Origin of the sequence: Nostoc paludosum FACHB-159, assembly GCF_014698835.1 — a bacterium.
Taxonomy (GTDB): domain Bacteria; phylum Cyanobacteriota; class Cyanobacteriia; order Cyanobacteriales; family Nostocaceae; genus Nostoc; species Nostoc paludosum.
Map to the genome: position 1 here is coordinate 58,756 of NZ_JACJTU010000021.1, position 26,112 is coordinate 84,867.

The 26,112-nt window shown below is 39.4% G+C and carries 25 protein-coding genes and 1 pseudogene; 15 read left to right on the forward strand and 11 right to left on the reverse strand.

All coding sequences use genetic code 11. The features are described 5' to 3' along the window. The first annotated feature begins 196 nt into the window (after nucleotides 1-196). Nucleotides 197-1,579: a chromosomal replication initiator protein DnaA gene (dnaA, locus tag H6H03_RS21140; RefSeq protein ID WP_190957047.1), complete on the forward strand. Its 1,383-nt coding sequence runs from the start codon at nucleotides 197-199 to the stop codon at nucleotides 1,577-1,579. Nucleotides 1,580-1,849: 270 nt separating this feature from the next. Here dnaA and H6H03_RS21145 read toward each other — a convergent pair whose 3' ends face one another. The 5 genes and pseudogenes from H6H03_RS21145 to H6H03_RS21160 form a co-directional block, all read right to left on the reverse strand. Beyond that, the gene (locus tag H6H03_RS21145; protein WP_190957048.1) at nucleotides 1,850-2,248 is read right to left on the reverse strand and encodes a helix-turn-helix domain-containing protein; all 399 of its coding nucleotides are present in this window, start codon (nucleotides 2,246-2,248) and stop codon (nucleotides 1,850-1,852) included. Further along, a complete protein-coding gene (locus tag H6H03_RS21150; RefSeq protein WP_190957049.1) occupies nucleotides 2,232-2,531 on the reverse strand; it encodes a type II toxin-antitoxin system HigB family toxin in 300 nt (99 codons plus the stop codon). The genes H6H03_RS21145 and H6H03_RS21150 overlap by 17 nt, the downstream gene beginning before the upstream one ends. A gap of 124 nt (nucleotides 2,532-2,655) precedes the next feature. Next, complete coding sequence (locus H6H03_RS21155; protein ID WP_190957050.1) at nucleotides 2,656-2,952, reverse strand: DUF433 domain-containing protein; 297 nt, start codon at nucleotides 2,950-2,952, stop codon at nucleotides 2,656-2,658. Nucleotides 2,953-3,149: 197 nt separating this feature from the next. Continuing rightward, nucleotides 3,150-3,278: pseudogene (locus H6H03_RS42060) on the reverse strand (diversity-generating retroelement protein Avd); the annotation flags it as partial. Between the two features lie 92 nt (nucleotides 3,279-3,370). Next, nucleotides 3,371-4,954, reverse strand: a complete 1,584-nt coding sequence (locus H6H03_RS21160) for an SUMF1/EgtB/PvdO family nonheme iron enzyme (RefSeq protein ID WP_242057944.1) — start codon at nucleotides 4,952-4,954, stop codon at nucleotides 3,371-3,373. 258 nt (nucleotides 4,955-5,212) lie between these two features. On the opposite strand from H6H03_RS21160, the gene H6H03_RS21165 reads away from it, so the two are divergent. Continuing rightward, a complete protein-coding gene (locus tag H6H03_RS21165; protein WP_190957051.1) occupies nucleotides 5,213-5,353 on the forward strand; it encodes a hypothetical protein in 141 nt (46 codons plus the stop codon). Nucleotides 5,354-5,738: 385 nt separating this feature from the next. Here H6H03_RS21165 and H6H03_RS21170 read toward each other — a convergent pair whose 3' ends face one another. Next, nucleotides 5,739-6,836 carry a tocopherol cyclase family protein gene (locus tag H6H03_RS21170; protein ID WP_190957052.1) on the reverse strand — a complete coding sequence of 366 codons (1,098 nt, stop codon included), beginning with the start codon at nucleotides 6,834-6,836 and terminating at the stop codon, nucleotides 5,739-5,741. A 29-nt stretch (nucleotides 6,837-6,865) separates the two neighbouring features. Between H6H03_RS21170 and H6H03_RS21175 the strand changes: the two genes are divergently transcribed. Both H6H03_RS21175 and H6H03_RS21180 read left to right on the forward strand, forming a co-directional pair. Then, nucleotides 6,866-7,474 (forward strand): J domain-containing protein, encoded by a 609-nt coding sequence (locus tag H6H03_RS21175; RefSeq protein WP_190957053.1) that lies wholly within the window; start codon nucleotides 6,866-6,868, stop codon nucleotides 7,472-7,474. A gap of 568 nt (nucleotides 7,475-8,042) precedes the next feature. Then, complete coding sequence (locus H6H03_RS21180; protein WP_190957054.1) at nucleotides 8,043-8,774, forward strand: hypothetical protein; 732 nt, start codon at nucleotides 8,043-8,045, stop codon at nucleotides 8,772-8,774. Nucleotides 8,775-9,399: 625 nt separating this feature from the next. On the opposite strand, the gene H6H03_RS21185 is transcribed toward H6H03_RS21180, so the two are convergent. The 4 genes from H6H03_RS21185 to H6H03_RS21200 all read right to left on the reverse strand — a co-directional run bounded on the left by H6H03_RS21185 (nucleotide 9,400) and on the right by H6H03_RS21200 (nucleotide 12,824). Further along, complete coding sequence (locus H6H03_RS21185; protein ID WP_190957055.1) at nucleotides 9,400-10,233, reverse strand: metallophosphoesterase; 834 nt, start codon at nucleotides 10,231-10,233, stop codon at nucleotides 9,400-9,402. A 335-nt stretch (nucleotides 10,234-10,568) separates the two neighbouring features. After that, nucleotides 10,569-11,399 (reverse strand): metallophosphoesterase, encoded by an 831-nt coding sequence (locus tag H6H03_RS21190; RefSeq protein ID WP_190957056.1) that lies wholly within the window; start codon nucleotides 11,397-11,399, stop codon nucleotides 10,569-10,571. A gap of 447 nt (nucleotides 11,400-11,846) precedes the next feature. Continuing rightward, nucleotides 11,847-12,119: a GlsB/YeaQ/YmgE family stress response membrane protein gene (locus H6H03_RS21195; protein ID WP_190957057.1), complete on the reverse strand. Its 273-nt coding sequence runs from the start codon at nucleotides 12,117-12,119 to the stop codon at nucleotides 11,847-11,849. A 444-nt stretch (nucleotides 12,120-12,563) separates the two neighbouring features. Then, the gene (locus H6H03_RS21200) at nucleotides 12,564-12,824 is read right to left on the reverse strand and encodes a hypothetical protein (RefSeq protein WP_190957058.1); all 261 of its coding nucleotides are present in this window, start codon (nucleotides 12,822-12,824) and stop codon (nucleotides 12,564-12,566) included. A gap of 198 nt (nucleotides 12,825-13,022) precedes the next feature. On the opposite strand from H6H03_RS21200, the gene H6H03_RS21205 reads away from it, so the two are divergent. The 4 genes from H6H03_RS21205 to H6H03_RS21220 all read left to right on the forward strand — a co-directional run bounded on the left by H6H03_RS21205 (nucleotide 13,023) and on the right by H6H03_RS21220 (nucleotide 16,151). Further along, the gene (locus tag H6H03_RS21205; RefSeq protein WP_190957059.1) at nucleotides 13,023-13,655 is read left to right on the forward strand and encodes a bifunctional 4-hydroxy-2-oxoglutarate aldolase/2-dehydro-3-deoxy-phosphogluconate aldolase; all 633 of its coding nucleotides are present in this window, start codon (nucleotides 13,023-13,025) and stop codon (nucleotides 13,653-13,655) included. Between the two features lie 113 nt (nucleotides 13,656-13,768). Continuing rightward, nucleotides 13,769-14,284, forward strand: a complete 516-nt coding sequence (locus H6H03_RS21210) for a L,D-transpeptidase (protein ID WP_190957060.1) — start codon at nucleotides 13,769-13,771, stop codon at nucleotides 14,282-14,284. 512 nt (nucleotides 14,285-14,796) lie between these two features. Next, complete coding sequence (locus tag H6H03_RS21215) at nucleotides 14,797-15,336, forward strand: L,D-transpeptidase (protein ID WP_190957061.1); 540 nt, start codon at nucleotides 14,797-14,799, stop codon at nucleotides 15,334-15,336. A gap of 254 nt (nucleotides 15,337-15,590) precedes the next feature. After that, nucleotides 15,591-16,151: a Uma2 family endonuclease gene (locus tag H6H03_RS21220; RefSeq protein WP_190957062.1), complete on the forward strand. Its 561-nt coding sequence runs from the start codon at nucleotides 15,591-15,593 to the stop codon at nucleotides 16,149-16,151. Between the two features lie 156 nt (nucleotides 16,152-16,307). Here H6H03_RS21220 and H6H03_RS21225 read toward each other — a convergent pair whose 3' ends face one another. After that, the gene (locus H6H03_RS21225) at nucleotides 16,308-18,995 is read right to left on the reverse strand and encodes a CHAT domain-containing protein (protein ID WP_190957063.1); all 2,688 of its coding nucleotides are present in this window, start codon (nucleotides 18,993-18,995) and stop codon (nucleotides 16,308-16,310) included. Nucleotides 18,996-19,584: 589 nt separating this feature from the next. Between H6H03_RS21225 and H6H03_RS21230 the strand changes: the two genes are divergently transcribed. From H6H03_RS21230 to H6H03_RS21260, 7 genes are all read left to right on the forward strand, one after another. Further along, nucleotides 19,585-20,718: a hypothetical protein gene (locus H6H03_RS21230; protein WP_190957064.1), complete on the forward strand. Its 1,134-nt coding sequence runs from the start codon at nucleotides 19,585-19,587 to the stop codon at nucleotides 20,716-20,718. 3 nt (nucleotides 20,719-20,721) lie between these two features. Next, a complete protein-coding gene (locus tag H6H03_RS21235; protein WP_190957065.1) occupies nucleotides 20,722-21,297 on the forward strand; it encodes a 4Fe-4S single cluster domain-containing protein in 576 nt (191 codons plus the stop codon). A gap of 18 nt (nucleotides 21,298-21,315) precedes the next feature. Further along, a complete protein-coding gene (locus H6H03_RS21240) occupies nucleotides 21,316-21,546 on the forward strand; it encodes a hypothetical protein (protein ID WP_190957066.1) in 231 nt (76 codons plus the stop codon). 151 nt (nucleotides 21,547-21,697) lie between these two features. Beyond that, nucleotides 21,698-23,110: a hypothetical protein gene (locus H6H03_RS21245; protein ID WP_190957067.1), complete on the forward strand. Its 1,413-nt coding sequence runs from the start codon at nucleotides 21,698-21,700 to the stop codon at nucleotides 23,108-23,110. Between the two features lie 7 nt (nucleotides 23,111-23,117). After that, nucleotides 23,118-24,227 carry a hypothetical protein gene (locus tag H6H03_RS21250; RefSeq protein WP_190957068.1) on the forward strand — a complete coding sequence of 370 codons (1,110 nt, stop codon included), beginning with the start codon at nucleotides 23,118-23,120 and terminating at the stop codon, nucleotides 24,225-24,227. After that, nucleotides 24,160-25,527: a vWA domain-containing protein gene (locus H6H03_RS21255; protein WP_190957069.1), complete on the forward strand. Its 1,368-nt coding sequence runs from the start codon at nucleotides 24,160-24,162 to the stop codon at nucleotides 25,525-25,527. The genes H6H03_RS21250 and H6H03_RS21255 overlap by 68 nt, the downstream gene beginning before the upstream one ends. Before the next feature lie 72 nt (nucleotides 25,528-25,599). Continuing rightward, nucleotides 25,600-26,103 carry a hypothetical protein gene (locus H6H03_RS21260; protein WP_190957070.1) on the forward strand — a complete coding sequence of 168 codons (504 nt, stop codon included), beginning with the start codon at nucleotides 25,600-25,602 and terminating at the stop codon, nucleotides 26,101-26,103. Nucleotides 26,104-26,112: the final 9 nt, after the last annotated feature.

Sequence of the window (26,112 nt, forward strand, 5' to 3'; positions counted from 1 at the left end):
GTGTCAGATGGCTCAGTATTAAGTTTTTAAACTTACTGCTGAGTACTCAGTTTGGCCAGTGGGTGTTAGGATCTTGCCTACCGGGTATGTCCCAAAATGATTACAACTTAAAAGTTTGTTCTAGGTCTAGGGTATCTCGATGCTAAATTAGTGCTTTCTCTTCTATTGTGACGATTAGCAGCAAAGGTGGTGGATTATGGAAATTTCCATAGAAGATCTGTGGACTCAGGTACTAGAGCGCCTAAAACTTGAGCTATCCCGGCCTACCTTTGAAACTTGGATCAAAACTGCTAGTGCGGAGCGATTAGAAAATAATTGCTTGGTGATACGTACTCCTAACCCATTTGCTCGTAATTGGTTGCAGAAGTATTATGTAAACACTATTGCTCATGTAGTACAAGATATTTTGGGTCATCCTGTAGAAATTTACATTACCGTTGCTCAAGGTGATGAAGTTTCTCATGTTAACGAACGGGAGGTTTCTTGGGAATCACCAAATCCTACCAATATTTCTGAACCCGTTTCTCATAATATGCAAAAAACTACGGAATTAAACTCTAAATATGTTTTTTCGCGTTTTGTAGTCGGTGCGAACAATCGCATGGCTCATGCTGCTTCTTTAGCAGTCGCAGAATCTCCTGGGAGAGAGTTTAATCCTTTATTTTTATGTGGCGGCGTCGGTTTGGGAAAAACTCATCTGATGCAAGCTATTGGTCATTATCGTTGGGAAATTTCTCCTGGTTGTAAAATATTTTATGTTTCTACTGAACAGTTTACTAATGATTTAATTACAGCGATTCGTAAGGATAGTATGCAAAGTTTTCGAGAGCATTATCGAGCCGCTGATGTTTTATTAGTTGATGATATTCAGTTTCTTGAAGGCAAGGAATACACTCAAGAAGAATTTTTTCATACTTTTAATACTTTACATGAAGCAGGGAAGCAAGTTGTGATTGCTTCTGACCGTCCTCCGAACCAAATTCCGAGTTTACAAGAACGTCTTTGTTCTCGTTTTTCTATGGGGTTAATCGCAGATATTCAAACGCCGGATTTAGAAACGAGAATGGCGATTTTGCAGAAAAAAGCTGAGTATGAAAATATTCGCCTGCCGCGCGATGTGGTTGAGTATATAGCTTCTAACTATACTTCTAATATTCGAGAATTAGAAGGAGCTTTAATTCGGGCACTGGCTTACATTTCTATTTGGGGTTTACCAATGACGGTGGGAAATATCGCACCAGTTTTAGGTCAAGCGAATGAAAAAGTGGTGGCTACCCCAGAAACAATTTTGACAGTTATCGCTGAGAATTTTGATGTTTCAGTTGATGACCTTAAAGGTAACTCACGACGCCGAGAAATTAGTTGGGCGCGTCAAATTGGCATGTATCTAATGCGTCAACACACGTCTTTGAGTTTGCCGAGAATTGGGGAAGAGTTTGGTGGTAAAGACCATACAACGGTGATCTATAGTTGTGACAAAATTGCTCAACTCCAAGAGAGCGATCGCACTTTAGCACAAACTCTACGCCAACTGAGCGATCGCATTAATATGACTAGCCGTCCGCAAAAATCATTGTAAGAATTCAGAATTCTTTATTTAAAGTTTTCCACAACCTACGCCTTCATCATTGAGCTTTAAAAGTTAAACAATTGGTTGAAAATATTAAGTAACGTATAAATATTGATTAAATTTCACTTAGATTGTGGAAAAAATCTTACTTTTTGGGGAAAAATCTGTGGAAAACTTGAAGTTTTTTTAATCAAACTTAATTAAGTATAATTACCTTGTGGAAAAGCTAGGGTGTTTTTCCACAAGTTTTCCACAGGTAAGCAAGTAAATGTAAATCAGCTAGGTAAATAAACTGGCATCTACATGAAAATAGTCCGCAAGTGTTTCTGCTTGAGTTTGACTAATGGTGGATTCGCCATTAACAATTTGCAACGCAACTTCCAATGAACCAATAACCTCAGCTAATGCTTCGGTCGTAATATCGCGTGCATCCATCAGATGGATTAACATCGAATTGGGCGTACCTTGGGGGATTTTGTAATGGTTTTCTTCAAACTTCTCAATTAATGTCACCAAAAGTTCCAACAGCATCTCTTCTTCTGCTGTACGATTGGGACGGTAGTCTAAAGTTAAAGCAAGTGCGATCGCTTGTTCGTTTTCTTCTTCCGTGGTAATTATTTTTGGCTGATACTTGGTCAGTAATTTAGCATAAGATTCAGAATTAAAAGTACGGGTCATTTTTCCATTTATCCTTATCATATTCTGCGTGAGTTAGGACATATTTAATATAGATTCTTTGACTTTCGTAAACAATATCAACAATCAACCGATAGTTGTTTCCTTTGATATTAAATACTGTAAAATTGCCAACGGCTTCTGCTTTTGGATAAATAGCCTGAACCTCAACCAGATTTTTCCATTCAGCTTTAGTTACCACCCTATACCAATCATAAAGTGCATCACAGGCATCTGCGTGGACTTCACAAAACTCCCGCAAAATCCTGCGGCTAATAATGTGCATTTAATTTTATTTGTGATTACGACTATTAGGATTTTCTATCAAATTGAGATGCTCTATAAACACTTGTAAATGAGTTAATTTTTGCATTGTGAGTGATTGGCTATGATATTACAACGAATTCGACTCACGACTGTCTGCTTGCTATATGTAATGATTCTATTCGGTTAGCTTCTGCTTCTTCTTGTGCAATATCATTATCAATTTCTTCTCGATTTATATGATAGTAAGTTAATGCCGCATAAACTTGTGTAATGCTTAAATGTTCAATTCGTGCAGCAATCTCTTCCGCTCTCAAACCTTGCTTATACCAGATGGCAATTCGTCGCACTGTGACGCCAGTTCCAGCAATAATCGGACAGCCCCCATGAATTCCAGGGTGGCGGGTAATGAGAGTGCCAATATCAATACTAGTAGTTGACATTGTTGATAATGACTGTTATTTTGCTATCTATTTTAGTATTATTTAGGAGATTGTGGCGATGTCTAACGACAAGAAGCAAACCTTCTACGCACTTTCTATTAACCAACTGCGATCGGACTTACTGAGTAGATAAAAGTTGACAACCTAAAATTTTTACCAATGATTTAGGACTACTATATCTATTTAATAGGTACATTTAAAGTCGATAATTCTGTAATTATCCGATTTCCCAGTAAAAATTTATGATCTCTGGGCAGACGATTTAAAATTGGCACATACCAGTTGATTAAATCGTATGTTTTCTGTATGATTGGTAAATCACTCATTCAAAATTTAGCTAAAAAATTTGATCGCGCAGAGCGCGAGAAGAAGGGAAAAGAAAACACCACAGAGGGCAAAAGGGTAAGAGCATAAAGGGCTAGTAAGTCCTGAGGGAAGCCGCAACCACAACCCGAAAACCCACGAGGTTCTTCCTGCCGACACGCGCGATCCAGGCGCGATGGCCCGAACGGCAGTACCTCGGAAAGTGGTACCAGGAACCACCACGGAGCAGCCGATTATGATTCTCACTCATCCAAGGGCTGCCGTCTGCTGGGGCTTTATTATAATTTTTGTGCCAAGTATCCTGACACCATTCCCATATATTACCATGCATATCAAATAAACCAAAGGGGTTTGGTGGAAATTTTCCCACATCTGTTGTTTGCTCGCGATATTCGCCCTTTGACCCAGAATTATAGGTGTAGTTACCGTCATAGTTCGCTAAGTTAGTGGTAATCGTCTCACCAAAATAAAATGGAGTAGTCGTTCCCGCACGACAGGCATATTCCCACTCTGCTTCACTAGGCAAGCGATAGGTTTTCCCAGTCTTGTTAGATAATCTGGCACAAAACTCGATCGCATCATCCCAGGATACACATTCAACAGGTCGATTAGCGCCTTTGAAGCCTGAGGGATCGGGATTTAAATCAATATTTACCTTTTCGAGTGCAGCTACAATAGCCCATTGGCTTTGTGTAACTGGAAATTTACCCATGAAAAACGGTTGAATGGTGACAGTGTGCTGTGGACTTTCAGAATCGTAGCGTTCTGGCTCATTATATGGAGAACCCATCAAGAATTTTCCACCAGGAATTGGAACTATTTCGAGAACTACGCCATTGCCCAAATTTTCTGTAAAAAGCTTTGCTTCTTGTTCTTTCCTGATACGAACTACATCTTCATCCTTAAGCTTATAGTGTTGTTGGAATTGCTTTAATTCAGTTTCAGCGTTTTCATCCAATGGATATCCTTGTTCATGTATAAAATTTATTAAGGATAACCTATATGTAGCTATCTTTTGTTTATATATCGTGTAAGAGTCTAATGCATTCTTGCGGATTGCACTGGTTTCTGAATCTGCTAATCCTAACTTTTCCTGTAAATCATTCAATATGTCCAATTCTAGAAAAGAAATTTTGCCATCAGACGCAAAATATTCAGCCTTCTGACGATACTCAGCTATGGCGGCTTCTTTAATTTCCCGTTTTTTTTGACGCTCCTTAATTAATTTCTCAGCAGCAGACCTAATTCCCTGAGCTACATTTGTGAATGCCTCGTCTTGATTATTCCAAGACTTAACAGGTAGGAGATTTTTAGGCAGAGCTTGTAGTTTAGCAAATGGTGCTGGTCGCCAATCAACACTTCGCAGAATAATTGGAATGACGCAAGCTTCCCCAGCTTCATGGCGTTGTATTGCTGTCTTAACTTCAACATCGTAGCAGTAATCAGAATTTATAAAGTCTGAACTAACGAGCAATAGAATGATGTCGGCTGTGTTTAAATTCTCATTAATCTGGTGATTCCATTCTCCTCCAGGTGGTATCTCGCGGTCATCCCAAGTTGAAATTACACCTTGCCGTTTCAAGATACTCAAGTTTTTAACTAGTTCATTCTTTAGGAGTTCGTCAGCGTGGGAGTAAGAGAAGAATACTTTGAGCGACACCAACGATGCCTCCGTCATTTTGCGTCTTTAGGAGTAGGATAAATTAGGTTTTTCACAAATTATAGTATTTTTGGCTGATTTCACGGAGAAACTAACCCTGAAGAATTGCAGTCTGAATCCAGATGTAGAGACGTTGCAATGCAACGTCTTTACGAGATCATGCACAATCGTTTTCGTACATGAAATCAACAACGCCTAATATTTTTGACAAATTGTAATCGTTTTGTTGCTAAAGCGATCGCGTCTCAAAAAAACACAAAGAATAGTAAGTAGAGTATGTTGTCGTCAAGCGCCGCACCATCAAAAAATGAAGCTACCTTAGCCTTCGGCAAACACACCCTACATCTTAATTACGAATTACGAATTACGAATTACGAATTACGAATTACAAATTATTACGGGACTGGTGCGACTTGAACGCACGACCTAGCGCTTCAGATTTGTGTGAGTTTCCCCACTCTCTGGACTATACCTTCACCATAGGTTTTTAACCCTTAGGTGGTGGCTACCTAGTCTCTACACCTTCTTGAATTTAATCAAGCTTGGCTCGGTATTCCCGTGGAGTGTCAACACTGTGGTAAACACACAACCACTCCTACTTTCTATCAATAGCTCTTATAATACTTTTTACAATCATGCAAGCATTTTGAAAGAAGGAAATTTTCACTCTTTAGGGTTCACCGAATTCAACCACATTCACTCATAAGGTTTCCCTTATGATGCCCGATTATTCAGGAGGCGCTCGCTCTATCCAGCTGAGCTACAGCCCCAAAAAAATGCCATGTTGGTGATTATAGCATTTTTACTGAGACTGCCAACTATTATCCCAGGGCTGACCGCCTACTTCTAAACCACAAAGAAAACTTTCTGCTTTTAAGATTATTTGAGATTTTGTTCCATTTAGTTTTCGTAATTCTAAATTTAGCTTTCCTTGCATTGTGTCCCGGCAACAATATCTTAAACCTTCATCTGTGGGCGCACGTAGAGGTGTACCAGGTAAATCGGTGGTTCCTGTCAATTCAATTTCGTAATTTGAGTTTCTAGCTTTCATTTGCCATTTACCCCAAGGCTGAATTTCCCAATCAACTTGGGAATTCCAGGGAACGAATTCATAAAACTTGCCTTGATAGTGCAAACCAATCATCGCTACAGATTCCATCCACCACAAAACACCGCGCCGTCCACCACCAGCAGTTAAGGCTAAGTCTGGTTCCCCCTCGAAGCAGTTGCAATTTAGCCAAAACCATTTTTGCGGAAAAGCACCACCCCAATTTTTTTCGCCGTAAGCTGGGGCGTTGCTGAATTCGTAAATTTTGCCATTCCAGTCAATTTGGCCACTGGCTAAGCCGTGAGCCATCAAAATCTGCCATCCCGGTTCAAAAATCTGTAGAAATGACAGCCAGCCTGCGGTTGACTGTTGAATGCTATCTCGATCGCCCCAGCCGTATACTGGTTGAATTTCATACTGCCAACGGCAATAATTATTAGTGGCGCGATCGCGAATAATTCCCTGATTTAATGTCGCCGTGGCTTGATAGCCTTCTCGAACATAATGCTCAAACTCTTTTGGTAGAAGGTACAGGGGAGAAACTTGTAAATCAGTCTTACCCCAATGTCCTAAACCCAGAACATCGCGACTACCCCAAAATTTCTTCACATCGGGAAAAGTACGGCATAAATACTCATCATCGGGGCCGAGGATTTGGGCTGCACCGCCACTGTAAGGTTTATCGCCGATGGGGTCTTCGATGGAGTACATAAAGGCGAATGTTTGCCCAATTTCCGGTAAAGTGACGCGATAATACCAGCCTTCAAAGAAGCGGCGATTACTTCCATCCCAGTGATAACCAGAATGGGGTGTTTGGGTTGACGAAAGGAAATTTGGGGGAATAGTTAACATAGATTTACATAGTTGCTGATTTTTTCAGTATGCGCGACGATCTCGATATCAATCATGCTTATGAAATTTTGGAGTTGGAACCCGGTGCTTCGCCAGCACAGCTGAAGCGAGCTTACCGTAAACTGGTGAAAGTTTGGCATCCCGATCGCTTTTTTGATCGAAAGCAAAAACAGGAAGCAGAAGAAAAAATCAAAAAAATCAACGCAGCTTACAATAAGCTCAAGTCTGAATACTCATCTGAGCCTCCCACTACTGTAAATCCATCCTCATCTTCGCCGAAAAAACCTACAAAAGTATCTGTCAAACGTTGGGATGCAGAAGCTTTTTATACTTTAGGAGTAGAGAATGCTACCCAAGGAAGATATGAGGATGCGATCGCTGATTTTACCCATGCGATTCGTCTCAATCCTTACTATATTGATGCATATAAATATCGCGGGTTAATTTGCTCTCAACTCGGATACGAATATAGAGCTACTTCAGATTTAAATAAAGCTAGAGAGTTAGAACAAGAGTTCAGAAATCCAGGTTTTGCGCGTAGTTCGTCATCAGCAAGACGTGTATCAAAGCCTAAACTGCTAACAAGATTTTGTCAGGGAATCAAATCTTTACTGCGCCTAAATCGGCGTTGGATATGAGATTAGTAGTTATAGCAGGGGCAATAGGCAATAGGCACATCAAAATGAGAATAGCTTGAAGATGCTTCAAATAGCAACATTATGCCTATATAGCAATCCTATTTCATTTGTGAAAGCTAGAGTACATTTGTACCTTCTTCTTTCCTGTTGCCTGTTGCGTATTCCCTTATAATCGCAAATTAAAAATTGAGATGATTTCAACAAATTACTAAATTTTAGATCCATTTATAGGACTACTATTTGATTTTTGAAAAAATTTCCTACACTTTAGTCTTGCATTAACCTGTTGCCTATTGTCTATTGCCTGGCTATAGTCAGACTCGAATATCAGCTAACAGCATAATAACATCTATCTCTAGGATACTCTTTCTTTTGATTAAGTATTAACTCACTGGAGATAGAGCCAATTCTCTAATCGCAGAAGTTATTCTAAGAATTACCAACGGTTGGGTAACTCAATAAAACTCAATTTTTATCAGCAACACACATTTTTCACATCATCAAAACCTTTTGTTTTTATCAAGTTTTAGTTTCTAAATATTCAATCTGAGGAGTGCAATCAAAAGCTATGTCTATTCCTAATGAACGCGAAATAAAAAACAGTGAAGTTAGTCAAGAAACTTACACTGGTACTAATGGTAATACTCACACCCACCTGACACGAACCACTGAAACAGTTAAAAACAACACAACTAATCCCAACTCTTACCAAAACGGTTACGTGGAAGGTCTAAATGCTGAGCGTAGATACCAACAAGCTAATTTAGCCGAACGGGATGAGAATAATACAACTAATGGTTTGCTGATGGGTATTATTATCACGTCCTTATCTGGTCTAATTATTGGTGGCCTCTGGTACTTTAACCAGGTTAATAACGCAGCAGTTGAAAATAGTGCGCCTGTCACAACCCCTGCACCGACTAATAGCAGTGCAACCCCTACCCAATCTCCTCAACCAGAAACGAAAATCATCGAAAGAACCAGGGAAGTTCCTGTTCCTGTTCCTGTTCCCGTTCCACAACAACAGGCTGTACCTCCATCTGCACCACCTCAACCGGATATTAATATTACCGTTCCACCCCAGCAACCAGCGCCTTCTGGAACCCAGTCAACCCCAAATGATACCCAAGGCCAAAGTACTAGTCCAAGTACTAATACTCCTACTTCCCAGAACGATAGTTCTACTAATACCGCTACTCCAGATACCCAAAGCGACACTTCTAAAACCACTACACCTCAAGGTATAGAACAGCCAAACAGTACATCTAATAGCGGTTCTACAGGAAATTCTGCTCAATAGCACTTCTGATTTTTCAGCCCACTTGACAATGCTGGTATTCACACCAACAACAAGTGGGCTAAATTTTAAGCAATATTTCAAGATTATTGCAAAAAATTAATGGTATTGAATTTTAGTAAATATGTAACCCAGTTGAACAACTGTGGTGCTAGATTAAGAACAAGGTACAAACAGGTTAAAAGTTAAGTAAAACTTTTAAGTTAGAGCCTGTACCTCCTGCTCTAATTTTAGGGCGATCGCTCTTAGGTTGTGGCATCCGTTGAATGTGTTTTAGCCTTGTGTTCATTGAGTAATTTTGGAGGTTTTAGAACGCACAGCCAGAAAATGCCTGCCTAGTTGGAATATATGTTAAGGATGTCAACTTTCCGTAAAGCGATCGCGAGTAGTGTCCACGTTAGTTGAATTATTTAGCTCTGAATTATCCAATCTTCAAGAAACCGCCCAAGCTGTCGATATCTATCCATCGTAGCTTCAGGCGGTTTCTGTTTTGAGGTCAGAATTCAGGAGTCAGAATTCAGGAGTCAGAAAAATTAAAAAATCGTGAAAATATTTGATGAATGAGTATATCAAGGATACTAAACAGCCAATCAATTCTGAATTCTAAATTCTGGATTCTGAATTCTTTTTAATCACCAATTAACGTAATAACAGTCACTTCTGGCGGACAAAATAGGCGTCCTGGTTTATAAGTTCCTAAACCACGATTGACATATAATTGATTTTCTTCCACATTGTGAAATCCTTGCGCCCATTCCCAATATCGCACGACTTTCGAGCAGTCTCCTAGTAAAAGTGTTACCCAACGCCGTAATTTTTTGGGAATTTTCTTGAGAAGCTTTTTATAATAAAATACCAAAGGCCCAATGCCCGGAATTACGATGTGTCCACCGTGGGTATGACCAGATAATTGCAAATCTACCCGCCATTGTTGCAATATCTTGGCTGTATCTGGGTTATGGGATAAAACAATGCGGGGTGTCACAGAATCTAATTGATTCATGACTGGTGCAGGATGAAATTCCCGCGACCAATAATCAGCTAGTCCTACTAGTGGTAATTCTTTTCCTAGTGGATAAGCGATTTCATTCCAAAGTACATGCACCCCAATGCTAGTTAACGCTTTTGTAACTTCTGCTTGGGAGTGGCTGTAATAAATATCGTGATTACCCAGAACAGCGTAAATACCACAACGACTTTGCAGATGTTTTAATCGCAGCACCAATTGATTAATCGGTGTTGGGTCATCAGTTACGTAGTCACCAGTTAATAGAATTAAATCTGGTTCAGCTTCGTTAGTAAGTGCGATCGCTTTTGCTAACATATCTTCCGATAGCCGCAAACCATCGTAGTGAAAATCTGACAGTTGTACCAGCTTAGTACCTTCTAAAGATCTTGGAAGTTCCGCAATCTTAACCGTCACTTTATCTACTCTTAAATGTCCTGTAAACAACCAATGCATAAGCCAACCGATACTCCTCATACCAGCGCTTACAGCTTACCAAAAATCAAAATGCAACTTGATAAATTGCAATAATTTATGTCATCTACTCCAAATATAATTACAGCAGTTTTCAGGTATTTAGACCCTGATTGAGACAGAGAATAGGGAATAGGTAGAGACACGATTAACCCTATGTCTGTAGGGAGTGGTGTAGTTCAATTACTCCAAAAGCGCTGTAACTTATTGGTTTAAATCTCAAGCTAAACTAAGCGCGTCTTGATTGAATTTGTAGCTACTCGTTAGTTAGGATAGTGACTGGAATTAGGCTGTTTCATGTGGAATTTAGATATTCCTCACTCACTTTGTAGAGTGATTATAGTAACTTCTGGGCGGCAAAATAAGCGTCCAGGGAGGTAAGTTCCCAAGCCACGATTGACGTATAGCTGATTTTTTCCTAAACGATGGAAACCCCGCGCCCATTCCCAATGACTGACTACAGAAGTATTTTCTTCCAAATATCGCGCCCGACGCCGTACTTTAGCGGGTAACTTTTTGGCAATTTTGTTGTAAATCCACGGTGCCGGGCCAAGTCCGGGAATCCAGATTTGGCCGCCATGAGTATGGCCAGATAATTGTAAATCGACTCGCCACTGTTGTAATATCTCCGCAGTGTCTGGGTTATGGGATAAAACAATGCAGGGTGTGTTTGGGTCTAGCTGGTTCATAACTAACCCAGGATTGAATTCCCGCGACCAAGCGTCGGCCAGTCCCACAAGTGGTAATTTTTCTCCCAGTGGATAGGCAATTTCGTTCCAAAGGACGTGAATTCCAATACTAGTTAACGCCTTGGTGACTTCTGCTTTTGCGTCTTTGTGAAGTATGTCGTGGTTGCCAAGAATAGCATAAATCCCAGAGCTACTTTGCAGATGTTTGAGTCGAAGTATTAATTGGTGAACTGGTTCGGGGTCTTCAGTTACGAAGTCGCCTGTCAATAAAACTAAATCTGGTTCAGCTTGGTTGCTAGTTGCGATCGCTTTTGAAAGCATATCTTCCGACAGCCGCAAACCATCGTAATGAAAATCTGACAACTGCACCAACTTTTTACCGTGTAACGATGCAGGCAACCCTGCAATCTTAACCGTCAATTTCTCTGTACTCAACGGCCCAGATAACAACCAATGCATAAGACGTTCAATAAACCATAATCATAGAGCTTATAGCTTAGCGAAACATCGTCGAATTGTGTGTAGGAACTAAGGTAACTTGTTGAAAATTTCATGAAATTCGCAAATATTTGCGTCTTTTTACTTATTAAAATGCAAATATTACTGTTTTTTTGTATTAAAAATCACTTAAATATTTATTATTGGAACCAAGTACGTAGGTAGGGTAGCACAGTTAGCTTCCATGAGTTCGATTTCTTAGCGATCGCTGTATACAAAAAACTTTTCAGACATTCTCTTATAACTTTACATAATTCTGCTTGAAATAATTATTCTTTAATCTAAAAATAACTAAAAAATAGCGCTACCTTCCCATGAAGATAACGCTATTATTTTGATTCAATTCAAAAATAAAATATTTAAATGGCTTTGCTAAATGTTCTTGGTAGATTGGCTGTAATTTTGCTCCTATACAGCACTGCGACGGGTTAATAAATTCCACAAGAAAACCGCTACAATTGCGCCTAAAACTGCTACTACGATACCTGGGACACTGAGAGTAGGAGCTGCTAGAGTTAACGTTCCCGTACTGAAAAAGATACCCAAACTACCACCAACAAAAGCACCGATAATTCCTAATAAGATTGTTCCGAGAATACCGCCGCCTTGATGACCAGGGTAGATGGCTTTAGCGATCGCGCCAGCAATTAGACCTAAAACAATCCAAGCAAGAATATTCATGATTATTAATTTGGTAAAGGTTTTTTACTTACAAATTAATATTAGCAATTTGACTCTTGGTACTCCATCCATCATAGGAATTAACTATTGATATCCAAAAGTAGTACTTAAATAAGTGCTAATTCATTTGATATATCCTCCTGTTGAAGTAGATAATCAAGCAAAAAAAGCTCCTAGTTGGTCTTTAACTAGAAGCTATCAAACTATTGCTTGGTAATAGCAGTATATTCATTTTGAATTGGCTATCTCCTCTACTAGAAGTGTCATTTGTCATTAGTCATTGGTTATTAGTCATTGGTTTTTGAAGTTTTCCTCCCAGAAATGCTTTTACTAGCTTGTTTCTTTGTGGAGTTAGGGAATAGCAGAGTCAGAAGCTAGCGGACTCGGCTGAATACACATCACGCTAAGCCAAGGCTAATGACTCATAACCAATGACAACTACTCTCATTTACTACTACTAATCTTCCATTCATCTCGATGCATCCGAACTCTTAGCAACTTGCTCAAAGACCAATGGATTATCAAGTAAATCAAACTGCTCAAAGTCAATAGCATCACAGCCAAAATCGTCCTATATGCGTGAATATGCCACCAAAAAGCCTTGGCTTTGGTTGCACCTAGCCGTACAAACTTCAGCACATTTTCTGGATTAACGCTATTGGAACCGTGCAACGATGCTACTGTGTTTTGATGTGCAATTGTCATTTGAATTACTCCTTGAATCCTAAGCACTGAGGTATTGATTAAAATACGGTAAGCCTATCGAATTAACGTTGTTTATATGCAATATCTCATAGCTTGATGCAACAAGCAAGTGTGGGATTGAGTATTAGTATTGAAAATTAGGTGTTTGCAGTGCCGAATCCTAGCTTCCAATCCCCAGTCCCCAATCTCCAATTCCCCATGCCTAATCAAATTTGGTTATCACAGTTGCAAAAGCATAGAGCGATCGCAGTTATTCGCGCTCCTAAAATAGAATGGGGACGAGAAATGGCGATGGCTGTGGCGTCTGGGGGAATGCAGCTAATTGAGATTACCTGGAATAGCGATGGCGCCGAAGAATTAATCAGTCAACTACGTTCGGAATTACCAGGCTGTACTATTGGCACTGGTACGCTGTTCAATGTGGAGCAGCTACAAAAAGCGATCGCTTCTGGGGCACAATTTTTGTTTACACCACATGTTGATTCGGCAATGATTCAAGCAGCACGAGAAAAACATGTGCCCATTATCCCAGGAGCGCTGACGCCTACAGAAATTGTTACCGCTTGGAGTCAGGGTGCTAGTTGTGTAAAAGTGTTTCCCGTGCAAGCGGTGGGGGGCGCTGATTATATTAAAAGTTTACAAGGGCCACTGGGCGAGATTCCCTTAATTCCTACTGGTGGCGTTACCGTAGAAAATGCCAAAGAATTTTTACAAGCAGGAGCGATCGCTGTAGGTTTGAGTGGTGAATTATTTCCCCAAAAGCTTGTCAGCGAGGGGAATTGGGAGGCGATCGCAACTAGGGCAATAAAGTTAATGCAACAGTTGAGTTAACTTAGAATCAAATCATCAAAAATTCATGTCTATTAAACTAATAGATATGGAAACAAAGGTGAAAACTGAAAACTTTCCTAAGACCCGATAATTTGAGTGTGAGTGTATCTAGTATGAAAAAACTAAATTCTCCTGACTGGGTGCGTCATTTAAAAATACTCCTCGCTGGTACAGCACTGTCTTTAAGTGTTTTTACTACTACTGGAACGAGTGAAGTTTGGGCAAATTCTAAAAATCAAGTCATTGCTCAAACAATCCAGACATTACAAAAATCGGATAAGCGCTGGATTCAAATTAATCTTTCAAAACAACGATTAATAGCTTGGGAAGGTGACAGAGTTGTTTATGGAAGTGCCATTTCCTCTGGTAAAAAATCCACTCCCACCCTAGTTGGTACTTTTAAAATTCAATCCAAATTCAAAACTACAAGAATGCGGGGAGAAAACTACGATGTTCCTAATGTTCCTTATGCAATGTTTTACGAAGGTAATTACGGCATTCACGGAGCATACTGGCATAAGAGATTTGGTACTCCAGTGAGCCACGGATGTGTAAATCTTGCACCTAAACATGCTAAATGGCTATTTGGCTGGGCATCAGTAGGGACACCAGTAGTTATCCATAAGTAGTAAGTGAAGCAGTCCAAAGCCAATTTAGGCAAAATTATAAATAACTGGAAATCAAGACAATTGGGAGATTTCCAGCAACATTTTATGCTGGGAATCTTCGGAATCGGAATTACTCAACTTCAAGTAAAATGTAGAGCAGGGCATTAATACAAATGTTGGATTTTAGAGTTGAGATTTTGGATTGAAAGCATGTTTCGTAAATCTCCAAAATCCTATCTATGCCAATTTTTGATGCAACTATTTGCCTAAAACCAATAAGCGTAAATCCTTGCAAGTTCTCTGTAATTACAAATGCAAATAAGAATCTGGGGAAAGTTTGCATTTCGTATTGAGATTACAGATTTGTCGTCATTAGTGATTGGTCATTAATCGTTAGTTAAAACTCATCATTTAACTAAGGACGAATGGCTAATGACTAAGTGCAAAGTCTGAGCGCCGACTTCTGGCGAAAAGAACTACAGAGGACTACTGACTAATGGCTAATGACTAATTAGTTTAGAAAGTGAGGCATAATGCAATCTTGGATTCGCAGTGGTGGAATTCGTTCCTCAAAAACTTTTTGTACAGGCGTGGTGCTGATGGCGGCGACTTTATTTTCTTGGTCACCACCGTTAGCAGGTAACCCCAATTTTGCTACAGCCAAAGCCACGTCAGGCGATGAAAACAGCATCACTGTGTCTAGTATCAGCCAAACGTCCCAACCTCGCTGGATTGAAATTGACTTATCAGAGCAACGCTTACGTGGATGGGAAGGTAAAAAACTCGTTCATTCATATCGAATTTCCGCAGGTAAGCGATCGACCCCCACACCCTTAGGCAAATTCCGGATTAATTCTAAGTATCGCACTCACCGGATGCGAGGTAGGGGCTACAACATTCCTGATGTTCCTTACACAATGTATTTCTATAGAGGCTATGCTATCCACGGTGCATACTGGCATAACCGTTTTGGAACTCCAGTCAGCCACGGTTGCGTGAATTTACCTGTTAAGCAAGCTCGCAATCTTTACAATTGGGCTTCAACGGGAACTTTAGTAGTGGTGCATAGATAATTCGTAATTAAGAGTTGCAACTACGAAGCCGCAATTTTTATGTTGGGCATTGCTGAATCTAGGGATGATTTTTACCTCACGCAAAGGCGCAAAGGCGCAAAGAATCTACCTTTAGCCTTCGTCAAAAATCTTAATTCATCCCGCATTTATGCAACGCCTTATGTTGATGTATGGATGGGTGCGTTCAACAAGTTTACGCATCTATTCATACATCTTGCTAGACTAAAAAAACATTTTCCAGGGATTTAGGAGCTATGAGCGCCACAACTACTTCTGTGACTTTGGAAGAGTTTCTGAAGCTCCCCGAAACAAAGCCTGCCAGCGAATATATTAACGGTGAGATTATTCCTAAGCCAATGCCAAAAGGAAGACACAGCCGCTTGCAAGGCAAACTCTGTGCTGTTGTGAACGAACTTACAGAGAATCAAAAGATTGCCTATGCATTTCCTGAACTACGTTGTAGCTTTGGGGAGCGCTCAATTGTACCTGATGTAGCTGTGTTTGTGTGGGAGCGTATACCGTTTACTGTTGATAATGAAATACCTGATAATTTTGACCTTCCTCCAGACTGGACAATTGAGATTCTCTCACCAGAACAAAAACCTAACAAAGTAATCGGTAACATTTTGTACTGTCTGAAATATGGCAGTCGCCTTGGATGGTTTCTTGACCCTGATGACCTCAGTATCTTGGTATTTTTACCAGAGCAACAGCCAGTGTTACTCCAAGGTGATGATTTTTTGCCTGTATTATCAGAGATTGAACTTGCGGTAACCGTCAATCAAGTTTTTGGATGGTTAAAGATGGGTAGTTAGAATTGCCTTTCATCAAGAAGACAGTTACAGTGATTCAAACTGTTGCTCTGAACTTGGTATGAGCGATCGCTCCAGTAATCTCTAAAATGAATTTCGACGTTGAGTTTTTGTTGTGTAGTAGAGAACAGGGTTGAAAGTCTGTTCTCTGGGGCGAATTTATAACCAATTGCCAATTAACACATAGGAAGACCAAAAGCTTGGTGCTTTATAGTTAGGATGTTTCAGGAGTTTTAGCTGGGCACGGTGGACTGCTTCAGCTTTGGTGATTTTGCCACTTTTGAGTTCTTGATAAAAAGCACTAACAAACATCGCGGTTGATTTATCATCAATTTGCCACAGTGAGGCGATGGTGCTGCGTGCGCCAGCTCGTACAGCTGCTCCTGCTAGACCAAGTGCTGCACGACTATCTCCTGTTGCTGTTTGGCAAGCACTCAAAACTAATAGTTCGACTACGCTTTTACTTTGATTGCGGAAGAGAGTGTCAAAATCTTTGACATTAATCTGACCATCAAAATCCAAAATAAAAGTGTCTTCAAGGCGAGAACTAAACTGACCGTGGGTTGCCAAATGCACTATGTTGAATGAAGTTTCAGAAATTTCAGTTTCTAAATTTTTTTTCTTAAAATCCCCATCCAGCAGACTAGTTGTCGAAACTCCTGCTTTGGTGATGCCGTCGAATTCAGATTTTATCCCAAGTAATGGGGCAAACTTAGAAAATCCCGGCGGGGGCTGAGTCAATCCTGCGGTAAGTGCTACTAGCTTTTGTTTCACCAACGGTTTCGGGTCTAGGAGTTGCAGACCGACACTCAAAGCAACTGCATATTTCTCTACTAAATATTGCTTGCCATCGTAGAGCGCGGACATCGGTATATTACGTAATACCCCATCCAGAACAAACACTAGGGTATTTACCCCGCTTTTTTGCAATTCTGATTCAATGGGTTTGAGCAGCCAGTTATAAACTTGTTGTGACTGGGTTTCAACAGTTTTGGTAGCAGTGGGATTAACAAGGTTTCTTCGCAGTTCTACTAAAAGTTCCTCTACTTTCGTGTGGGAAATCTTGGTTGTGTAGTTTTGCAGGGGTTGTTTGGGAATTTTGACAATTACTTGGAGTTCTTCGGGAAGAATGATTGGATAGAGAATGGCGGCGCTTTGGTTATCCCGTTCTACCACTTGGTCGAGGGCTATTCTCTGACCTTGCAGACAAGCTTCGCGAAAGAAATCGTCCAACTCTGCTAACTGGAGTGCTTCAATTCGCTGCCGTGCTTTTTCTAATATTTTCTCGTCTGGTTTTCCTTGTTGAGATTGCAGCAATAATTCTACTGACTGTCGGTAAACGGGTTCTACGCTATCCCGAAAGTTGAATTGCACATCCTGATTAACTATGTCGTTATTTACTACTAAATCTTTGCGGAGAGACTGGAGAGTGTCCACAGCAGCATCATAAGCGGCGATCGCACCTTTAATATCTTCTTTTGCCCAGAGTAATCTACCTAACTGCCACTCTAATGCATAGGTGATTTCTGGTGCATTGCTGCTCTGTGCTATGGCTAATCCTCGCAAAGTTAAATCTTGCGCCTCTGACCACTGTTTAGTTTGTTCGTACAAACCACCCAAACTCTTGAAGGCATAGGCTTCTGCCCGCTTGTCGCCTAAATTACGGGATTGCTCAATAGCACGAGCGAGTAATTCTGCTGAGTTTTGAGGAGAAAGTGGGGAGGAAGAATTTTTAGTTGATGCTTGCAAATAATCACTCTTGACTTTTGAGAAATTTTGTGCGTAGTTAATCTGGGCATAGATGCTAGCACGGCTGAGGGGGAGTTGGTCGAGGTGAGATTGAATCGATGGTAAAAGGGTTTGAACTTCTGCCCATTGTTGGCCTTCGATGAGTAAGCTTAGGTGATTGAGTTGCGCTTGGACTTTTGTTAGGGGTGAAGGAGATGCTGCAACTGTTTGTTGATAATAGTCGATCGCCTTTAGCTTATCCTGTTGTTTGAGGGCATTATTTCCCAAGCTGAACAGACTTGCGCTAATATCTGCCTTTGATTGCAGGTTACGAGCAATTTTAAGACTTTCTTCTAAAACTTCGTGTGACTTTTTCAAATCGCCTATTACCAAAAGAGCATCACCAAGCGATCGCAAACTCACTGTCTTTTCTATAGAATCGGGTTGAGATTTTAAAGTTTGATTGACTTTATCGAGTGTTTTGATTGCACGAGGGTAAAATCCTTGAGCTTGCCAAGCTTGTGCTTGATTGATCAGCGATCGCACTACACCATTTTTATTATCTGCTTGTTGATAAATTTCTTCCGTCTGCTGCCAAGTTGCTAAAGCCGCCTCCGGTCGTCCCATTGCCAATTGCAGACGACCTTGGATGTCTAGTGATTGGGCAAATATTTGTAGATTTGGGTTTTTATCTTGTCCTTGAAGCAAATTTAGGCTTTCTGTAATTGCCTGCTGTGCCTGACTCCATTTACCGAGCTGTTGATAAGCTAGGGAAAGATTACTCAATGTTGCTGCTAATCTGAGATTCTCCCCTTGCTGCTGATATGCCTGAACAGCTTTTTGCAAAACTTCTGCCGCCTGGGCAAAGTTTCCAGCATCGTATAAGACTTTGCCTTGTTCTACCAATGAAGCGGGATCGTTAACTACAGCTACTGAGTTAGCAGTGTTAACTGGCAGTTGGGCTGAAGAATTGAATGAGCTAGGAACTTTTGCCAGCACAGGTGAACTGAGAATACATAACAAACCCATTAGGAAGTAGAAAGACAAACGTATTACTTTTTGCCTTTTCACTTTTAGAGAATTTGCACCAGCAGGTCTGCTTATTTGAGTTATGGGCATGGCAAGAGGTAAGTGATAACTAGGAACGTACAGGACTAACTGTAGGTGCTTGGGCTACCAGGGTAATGTTACCACTTGCATCCATCAACGATCTGTGAGCTTCTACAATCTTATTTATCAGCAGTGGGTTGAGATTTGTGTGAAGTGCTGGCCTTGCTGGAGTTTTGAGGTAGCGATCGCCTATATACTTACTGCTTAAAAAGTCTTTTTTGTCAAGATTCTATTGTATGAATATTGACAACAATTATGTAAATTTATAACGTCGGTATCTTTTTTCAGTAGTTTTTTTCAGCAAAAACCATTAAATTTTACTTAATCATTTATTTACTAAAGAAAGGCAGAGGGACGAGGGCAGAAGGCAGAAGGTTAGGAGTATCAATAAAAACTTTAGTTGTGCGTATAAAGCCCACTAAAAAAGAAGATGTATTTCGAGACGCGCAGCGCAAGAAATACGGCGTCCAAGTTTCCAATCCCACTATTTGCGCGTGGGTTCCTTCTGCCTTCTGTCTCCAGCATAGCTGCCTTCTGAATTACAAGATTTGCTTGCACGGAAGTCACTCAGCAAAATTAGTGAGTAGGAGTTACAAACATGAGTGGGCGAAAAACATTCAACGTGAGTGAGGGTATTTCTAGTACATCAGAACCAGGATTATTGGACCCAATTGCCGCAGTTGTATCTATGACTGGAAGAGCATTACAAGCTTACCAAGAACGCAAGCGTCAAGAACGAGAAGCTGCTCTCCAACGAGAGCAACAAATTCAGCAAAAAATTGCTCAAATTAGAGCTAGCATTCGCTCTAGTTCTGCCAATAGCAAAATAGTTGTTCAACAACCGCAGAGTACTAAATCAACATCATCTCACAACGCAACTATCAAGTCTGCTCAAACATCAACATCTGATGTCATCAATCAAGCTTTGTCACAGGATGCACAAAGGCGAGTGCAAAATTTACAAACTAAGTTACCTAGCATTCAGGCAGAGTATCAAGTTCTGATTGATGAACAATTACTCGATGCTTCCAGCGTCCAACAAGCTCTCCAGCAGACGGAAAAAGCATTACAGACTCAAAACTTGGCAGATGCAGAGAAATACTTGCAGGCGTTGGACGATGCCCGCATTCAAGTAATTCAGCAACTTCAAGCAGAGTCGAAAGCACAAATTGATTTCGTACAAGCAAGGCTGAATAACTTACAGCCACGTCTTCCCCATCGCATCGCTCAACAACTACAAGCGAAAATTAACTATACAGGTAATAACTGGCAGCATATTTCCAATACAGATATAGAAACATTACATCAAGAAATTAGCGCCTTAGAGTCTCAAACTGAGCAAATTCAAGCTGCGGCCGAAAATTTAGTCGCATCTTGGCAGCAATTCCACTACAATGCCCGTATTTCCGAAATTAGCGATGGTGATGTCGTAATTGAAATAGAAACTCATGAGGGAGCAAATACCCTAATGCGAGTGGAGTTTGAAGGGCAAAAAATTGATTTAGCAGGGCCACAAGATCAACAAGGTGATTTGTCCTGTGCCAGTCGTACTGTTAATGTCATACAGCTATTTCAAGAGCAAGGTTATCAGTTGGAATGGACTCAATGGAATGGTGAACCGGTAAATCAAGAATGGCGGAATTTGGATACTGGGGCTACGCCAACCCAAACAGCCACAGACTCTTATTTGTCGGATACACCCCAACGTCGTCTGGAAAGTCAGGGATATTAAATCGTGACTCAGCCGAGATTATTGAATTTGGCGGGTTTGCTTCCCCGTTCTCGTGCCAACGGGCCGGGAACTCGGATGGTGATTTGGGTACAGGGTTGTCCGTTTCGCTGTCTGGGTTGTCAAAACCCAGATTTTTTAGAATTTCGAGTCAATCAGATAGTGACTGTAGACCAAATTTGGCAACAATTCCAACAACTACCAGATTTAGCAGGAATTTCCTTTTCTGGTGGTGAACCCTTTGCCCAGTCCGTGGCTTTAGCTGATTTAGCTAGCCGAGTAAAAACCGTAGGAAAAACAGTAATTTGCTGGACAGGGTATAAACTCGAACAAATAAAATTAGATAAGATTCCTGGGAGCCAAGAATTTCTTAATCAGATTGATTTATTGATTGATGGATTATTTATACAACAACAAGCTAGCGATCGAGTGATGAGAGGTTCTGAGAATCAAAAATTACATTTTTTATCTGGGCAAATTACAGCGGTCGACTTGGTAGATATTCCCCGCCAAGAGTGGATAGTGAGTCCGGAGAGATTAACATACACGGGTTTTCCTCTAGAAAATGAGCGTTTTGATTAAAGGTAGGGTGTGTAGCAAATGAGTATTGTGGTAATTGGCGATCGCGCCACTGGTAAAACTAGTATGGTGAGAGCATTATCAGAAAATGGTAAATATGTCAAAGTATCAGACGGTAAAAACCTCGCGGGTGAATTATATAACCCAGACACTAAAGCAATAGCCAGTACAACTCAATTAGAACAAAAAGGACTAAAAAGCCGAAGAATTATTTGGATATTTAGCCAACTACTCAAATGCAAATTGGTCTGATTTTATAGACCAAACGACTCTTAACACAACTGCTAACCCAATAAGCGACATTTATAAAGCAGAAATATATTTAATCGTAATCGCTTACGAGCAAAAGCAAAAGTGGCTAATAGATTTGTTGAAATCAATCCATGTTGAAAAGAAATCATCTTTGGATTTTTTAACATCTCCGTTCAAAAATTGGCTAAATCAACCAGCAGATAACAGTGATATTTTCCGTCTGCTTGAATTTCAAAATCAGTTGTTAAAAGAAAGTTGTAAGTATAATTCCCAAGTTCAACAGCGACTTCATGAATCTCTTTACTATGGTATTACTTTTTTCTTGAGAAGTTTAATAACTCTTAATCCCAACGACCCCAACCACCAAAGAATAGCTCAACAAATTAATTACTTGCTAACCGAACATCAAAGCATTTGGAATGAATACTTCCAACAATATGCATATCTGGTAGCAACCAAAATTTTTTATCAGCCTAACATAGATATCAGTGCTTATAACTCAGTTAGAAAATTCTGCGAACAAATTTCAGAAATACTTGAAGAGATTAAAAATCAAAAACTTAATTCTACTAGTCGCAAAAGACTATACGGTCGATACAGACCTTTAGCTCTGATTTTTCAAAATATCAATAGAACAGATTTAGCAGAATTATTTTACCGCATCAGTGGGAGTCAAGTCCCTCAAGAACTTATTGGTAAAATCCCTCTAGACTTCCAAACAAGAATATTTCCTAAAAATCCCATTCCTACTCCAGCTCCTGGGCCAAGACCAAATATAATTCTTCTTATTATAGGTAGTTTATTATTTATCAGTGTTCCTGTAATCTACCTTGCTATCTCTAGTAAAATATTTCACTCAATCATTTATCCTCAAGTATCATGTGACCAAGCAGGAAACTGGCTCGTAGATTATCCAACATTTGAATCGTGTTACAGAAATGCAAACGAATATCAGAAAAATATAGTAATTGCCAAATTTATGCCAGACCAAACTAACATATCATATTCAAATCAAGAAAAACAAAAACAAAAAGCTAAAGAATTTATTGATGGGACTCCTAAAGGAGATGAAAATGAATTTAATAAGAGAATGGTCAAATTACAAGAGTGTCAAAAAATTCAAGTTAGCGAATATGGTAATTGCTTAGATAACAATCAAAAAACTAGCAGTCAAGATAGCTCTAATATTCCGGAAACACAAAAAGAAAATCAATGTTCACTTAACAGTATTGAGCAAGTTAAAAACTGCAATAATCGACAGTTTGAAGAAATAATAAAACAAGCGGGATTTATAAATATTAATAATGAATATGTTCAGCCATTAAAGCAGTATTTAGAAACTCAATCACAGGATGAAGATTTTGAATATAAAAAAAACAAATCATTACAATGCTTTAAAAAATCTCCTTATGAACAAACTACTACTAATTTTCAAAAATGCTTAAAAAAATCGCAAAAAGAATCACTAACAGAATTAACAAAATCAATGATTGAAATACATACCAAAATTATAAATATTTTTCCACCTAAAGCAAATAAAGATAATAAAACCAAGACTAATTAAGCATGAAATGATGAATTTAACAATTAGAGCGATTTTATATGCTATCTGTGGTGTTATTTCCGCTCTTTTGGGCTGGAGTATTAGCCAGATTTTATGGCTAGATATAGGTGGGAACTTTGTCCAGTTTTTGCCCAAAAATATTAATATCCCCCCATATTTGATTTTGTTTATGGTTATCACTCCTTTTATAACTAGCGGAATGATAATTGCAGAGGTTTTTTTAAGTAACCCTACTCGTTATCAAGCTAATTGGCGAGTGATTTCGCGGACATCTTTAAAAAGAGTCTTCATCATTGGTGCATTCTTAGGTTTACAACTAACTGGTCTTAATTGGTTGCTGTTAGCAAGTAACTGGCCTGGTGTGCTGGTGCGAATTATTTCTTGGATGGAAATTGGGGCTTTTGCTGGTTTGGCTGAAAGTGTCAGTTGGAGTTGGCGGAGTATTGATGGTAAGGGTAGTCAAGTTACTCAACGCATTGTCCGCAGCACTCTATGTGGCGCAGGTGCTGGACTGTTAGCGGCTATCCTCAGTGAAGGTGTAAATCAAGCTTTAGGCCAATATCGAGATGTTTTTGGATTTTTATTGTTTGGGGCTTTGTTGGGATGGGCTTTGTGTTTTGCTGCTATTCCTAGTTATCGGGTAGCTTTAAGGGCTGGTCATGGGTTTGAAGCCGTAAAACCAAAAACACGCCGCCCGACTACTGTGATAGGAACTCAAGCAAATTTGACTACAACACCTACACAAATACTTAACCCTACTTTAAATAATTCATCTTTAAAGTTTATTCCTGATGGGAATTACAGAAATATTGAGGAGGGTTTATCAATTCAATTACCAACATACACGAAAACACCATTAATTATTGGTTCTGGGAATAATGTTGATATTTATATTCCACATTTATCACAAGAATGTGTAGCTTTAGAAGTAAATTTTGGCACTGTAGAAATTAGTTGTTTGGCTGAAGGTTTTGTACAAATTCAAAATGGTTTTTTGTCAGCCAGCAAAAAGGAAACTCTAAGACATAATCAAATTATTACCCTTTACCATGAAGATAATCAAGACAAATTTTATCGCTTTGTTTTCTACGATCGCCTGCTTGACCCCCAAGCTTAAATTAGGTATTCTGACGTTATTATTCGGGTTACTCCCTTTACCTGCACTAGCTAATTACAAAGTTATAGTATCCCCTCGTCCTAGTGGGGAAATTATCACTTTAAAGGTTGAAGTTCTCGATGAGAATAATGTTCCCATTGAGGATTTAAAAAAGTCAGATTTTAAAATTGAAGCAGCTAAACTTAATCAAACTTTGTCAGTTATTAATAGAATGCGATTAATCCCACCAGGCGAACAATTAAAACCTGAACCTGCTTATGTGGTGATTCTCCTTGATATGAGTGGGAGTATGCAAGAAGAAGATGCTAATAAAGTTAAAAAAATAGATGGTGCTATTAGTGCAATTAGAGAGTATATCAAGCTAGTGAGAGATAATAATTTACCTGTAAGTATTGCTTTAGTACCATTTGGCGAAGGAGGTCGTAGCAAGTGTAATTATGAGGTAAATCAGCAAATTATTGCCAAAAGTTTTTTCTTAGCTAACAATCAAGAATTGGACAAGAAAGTTACAGATTTATCTCAGTCTCCAACTTGTTCTGCAACAAATTTATACGAACCTTTAAAAGCTGCTGTGCAGTATTTAGGAAACCCAAATCAATTTAATAAAAACGAAAATAATAATGAATTGGATGAAAATACAGATACACCTCAGATTCCCCCTAAAGTGGCTGTAATTTTATTATCTGATGGCTATCATAATAAGAATCGAGAAACTGAGGAAACACAGTTTGCTGAAGTAGAAACGGTGCTAAAGGAAAACCCGGCGGTGAGAGTTTATGCTTTGGGCTATGGTGAATCTTTGCAACATTTACGCGATCGCGCCTACAATTGTGATATTACTAATTATCAATTAACTCAAAATAATGCAGTAGATTTAATTAGTAAATGTAGATTATCTGGAAAAAATATTGCAAATTTTATTGTCGATCAACCGCGTTTAAAACAAATAGCAGAATTAGGTGGAGGTATTAGTCAATTCCCTGATAATGCCACTGACGCTGTTAATAGTTTGGAAACTTTCTTTAAAGCTTTAAGATATTATGAATTGCAATATAAACAAGTAGGTGCAGAACCAGCAGAAGAATATCAAGCCAAAGTTAGTATTAATTCTGCTAGTAGAAAAATTGATGGCAGTTCTGAACCAGTTACTTTCAGAATACCGAACTTTTCTATTCAACTACCTTTAATTCCCGATCGCTTAATTATCCTCATGTTAACTTTAGCAGCATTAGGAGGCACTTTATGGTGGTTTAAAGGTTGGAGCGAACAACTTAAAAAAGATGCTGAACGGTGGTTATAAAACAGGAGTCATAATTCAGAATTCAGAATTTTGAATAGCGACTGCTATGCAAAGGTGCAAAGGAATAAAATTATGTCAGAATATACTCTAGTTGTGAGAATTCCCCAAGCAGGAAATAGAGAAATTAACTATTCTATTAATCTGAGTGGATTAGATGAAAATTATCCAGATGACTATTTTCGCCACGAAAAACATCGTTTAGCCATCAGTCAAGCTATTGAACAACAATCAGCAAGGAAGGTTAGTTCAGCTAACCTAAAATCAATTATTTCTACGTGGATTTTAGATATTAAATCTGGTTTACATCGAACTGTAGTTACTTTAGATTTACCCCCAGATGTGTCTTCGCCTGTACAAACTATTACAACTCCAATTACTAATAATATCACCTTACCTGCCAAGCAACCGACTCGACAACCATTAACGCCAACAACTGTAGTTCAAACTGCTAAAAATCCTACAGTTGAATCTGTTAATACTACTAACATTCCAAGTCCAAGTAGTGTAAATAATTCTGAAAAACCAAAAGAACCACCTCCAGATGTCCGCGCAGATACTAACAAGGCTGATTTTTAATCAAGGTTA

Coding starts and splice junctions, on each gene's coding strand:
- dnaA (WP_190957047.1), top strand. CDS start 197: ATGGAAATTTCCATAGAAGATCTGTGGACTCAGGTACTAGAGCGCCTA.
- H6H03_RS21145 (WP_190957048.1), bottom strand. CDS start 2,248: ATGACCCGTACTTTTAATTCTGAATCTTATGCTAAATTACTGACCAAG.
- H6H03_RS21150 (WP_190957049.1), bottom strand. CDS start 2,531: ATGCACATTATTAGCCGCAGGATTTTGCGGGAGTTTTGTGAAGTCCAC.
- H6H03_RS21155 (WP_190957050.1), bottom strand. CDS start 2,952: ATGTCAACTACTAGTATTGATATTGGCACTCTCATTACCCGCCACCCT.
- H6H03_RS21160 (WP_242057944.1), bottom strand. CDS start 4,954: ATGACGGAGGCATCGTTGGTGTCGCTCAAAGTATTCTTCTCTTACTCC.
- H6H03_RS21165 (WP_190957051.1), top strand. CDS start 5,213: ATGTTGTCGTCAAGCGCCGCACCATCAAAAAATGAAGCTACCTTAGCC.
- H6H03_RS21170 (WP_190957052.1), bottom strand. CDS start 6,836: ATGTTAACTATTCCCCCAAATTTCCTTTCGTCAACCCAAACACCCCAT.
- H6H03_RS21175 (WP_190957053.1), top strand. CDS start 6,866: ATGCGCGACGATCTCGATATCAATCATGCTTATGAAATTTTGGAGTTG.
- H6H03_RS21180 (WP_190957054.1), top strand. CDS start 8,043: ATGTCTATTCCTAATGAACGCGAAATAAAAAACAGTGAAGTTAGTCAA.
- H6H03_RS21185 (WP_190957055.1), bottom strand. CDS start 10,233: ATGCATTGGTTGTTTACAGGACATTTAAGAGTAGATAAAGTGACGGTT.
- H6H03_RS21190 (WP_190957056.1), bottom strand. CDS start 11,399: ATGCATTGGTTGTTATCTGGGCCGTTGAGTACAGAGAAATTGACGGTT.
- H6H03_RS21195 (WP_190957057.1), bottom strand. CDS start 12,119: ATGAATATTCTTGCTTGGATTGTTTTAGGTCTAATTGCTGGCGCGATC.
- H6H03_RS21200 (WP_190957058.1), bottom strand. CDS start 12,824: ATGACAATTGCACATCAAAACACAGTAGCATCGTTGCACGGTTCCAAT.
- H6H03_RS21205 (WP_190957059.1), top strand. CDS start 13,023: ATGCCTAATCAAATTTGGTTATCACAGTTGCAAAAGCATAGAGCGATC.
- H6H03_RS21210 (WP_190957060.1), top strand. CDS start 13,769: ATGAAAAAACTAAATTCTCCTGACTGGGTGCGTCATTTAAAAATACTC.
- H6H03_RS21215 (WP_190957061.1), top strand. CDS start 14,797: ATGCAATCTTGGATTCGCAGTGGTGGAATTCGTTCCTCAAAAACTTTT.
- H6H03_RS21220 (WP_190957062.1), top strand. CDS start 15,591: ATGAGCGCCACAACTACTTCTGTGACTTTGGAAGAGTTTCTGAAGCTC.
- H6H03_RS21225 (WP_190957063.1), bottom strand. CDS start 18,995: ATGCCCATAACTCAAATAAGCAGACCTGCTGGTGCAAATTCTCTAAAA.
- H6H03_RS21230 (WP_190957064.1), top strand. CDS start 19,585: ATGAGTGGGCGAAAAACATTCAACGTGAGTGAGGGTATTTCTAGTACA.
- H6H03_RS21240 (WP_190957066.1), top strand. CDS start 21,316: ATGAGTATTGTGGTAATTGGCGATCGCGCCACTGGTAAAACTAGTATG.
- H6H03_RS21250 (WP_190957068.1), top strand. CDS start 23,118: ATGATGAATTTAACAATTAGAGCGATTTTATATGCTATCTGTGGTGTT.
- H6H03_RS21255 (WP_190957069.1), top strand. CDS start 24,160: ATGAAGATAATCAAGACAAATTTTATCGCTTTGTTTTCTACGATCGCC.
- H6H03_RS21260 (WP_190957070.1), top strand. CDS start 25,600: ATGTCAGAATATACTCTAGTTGTGAGAATTCCCCAAGCAGGAAATAGA.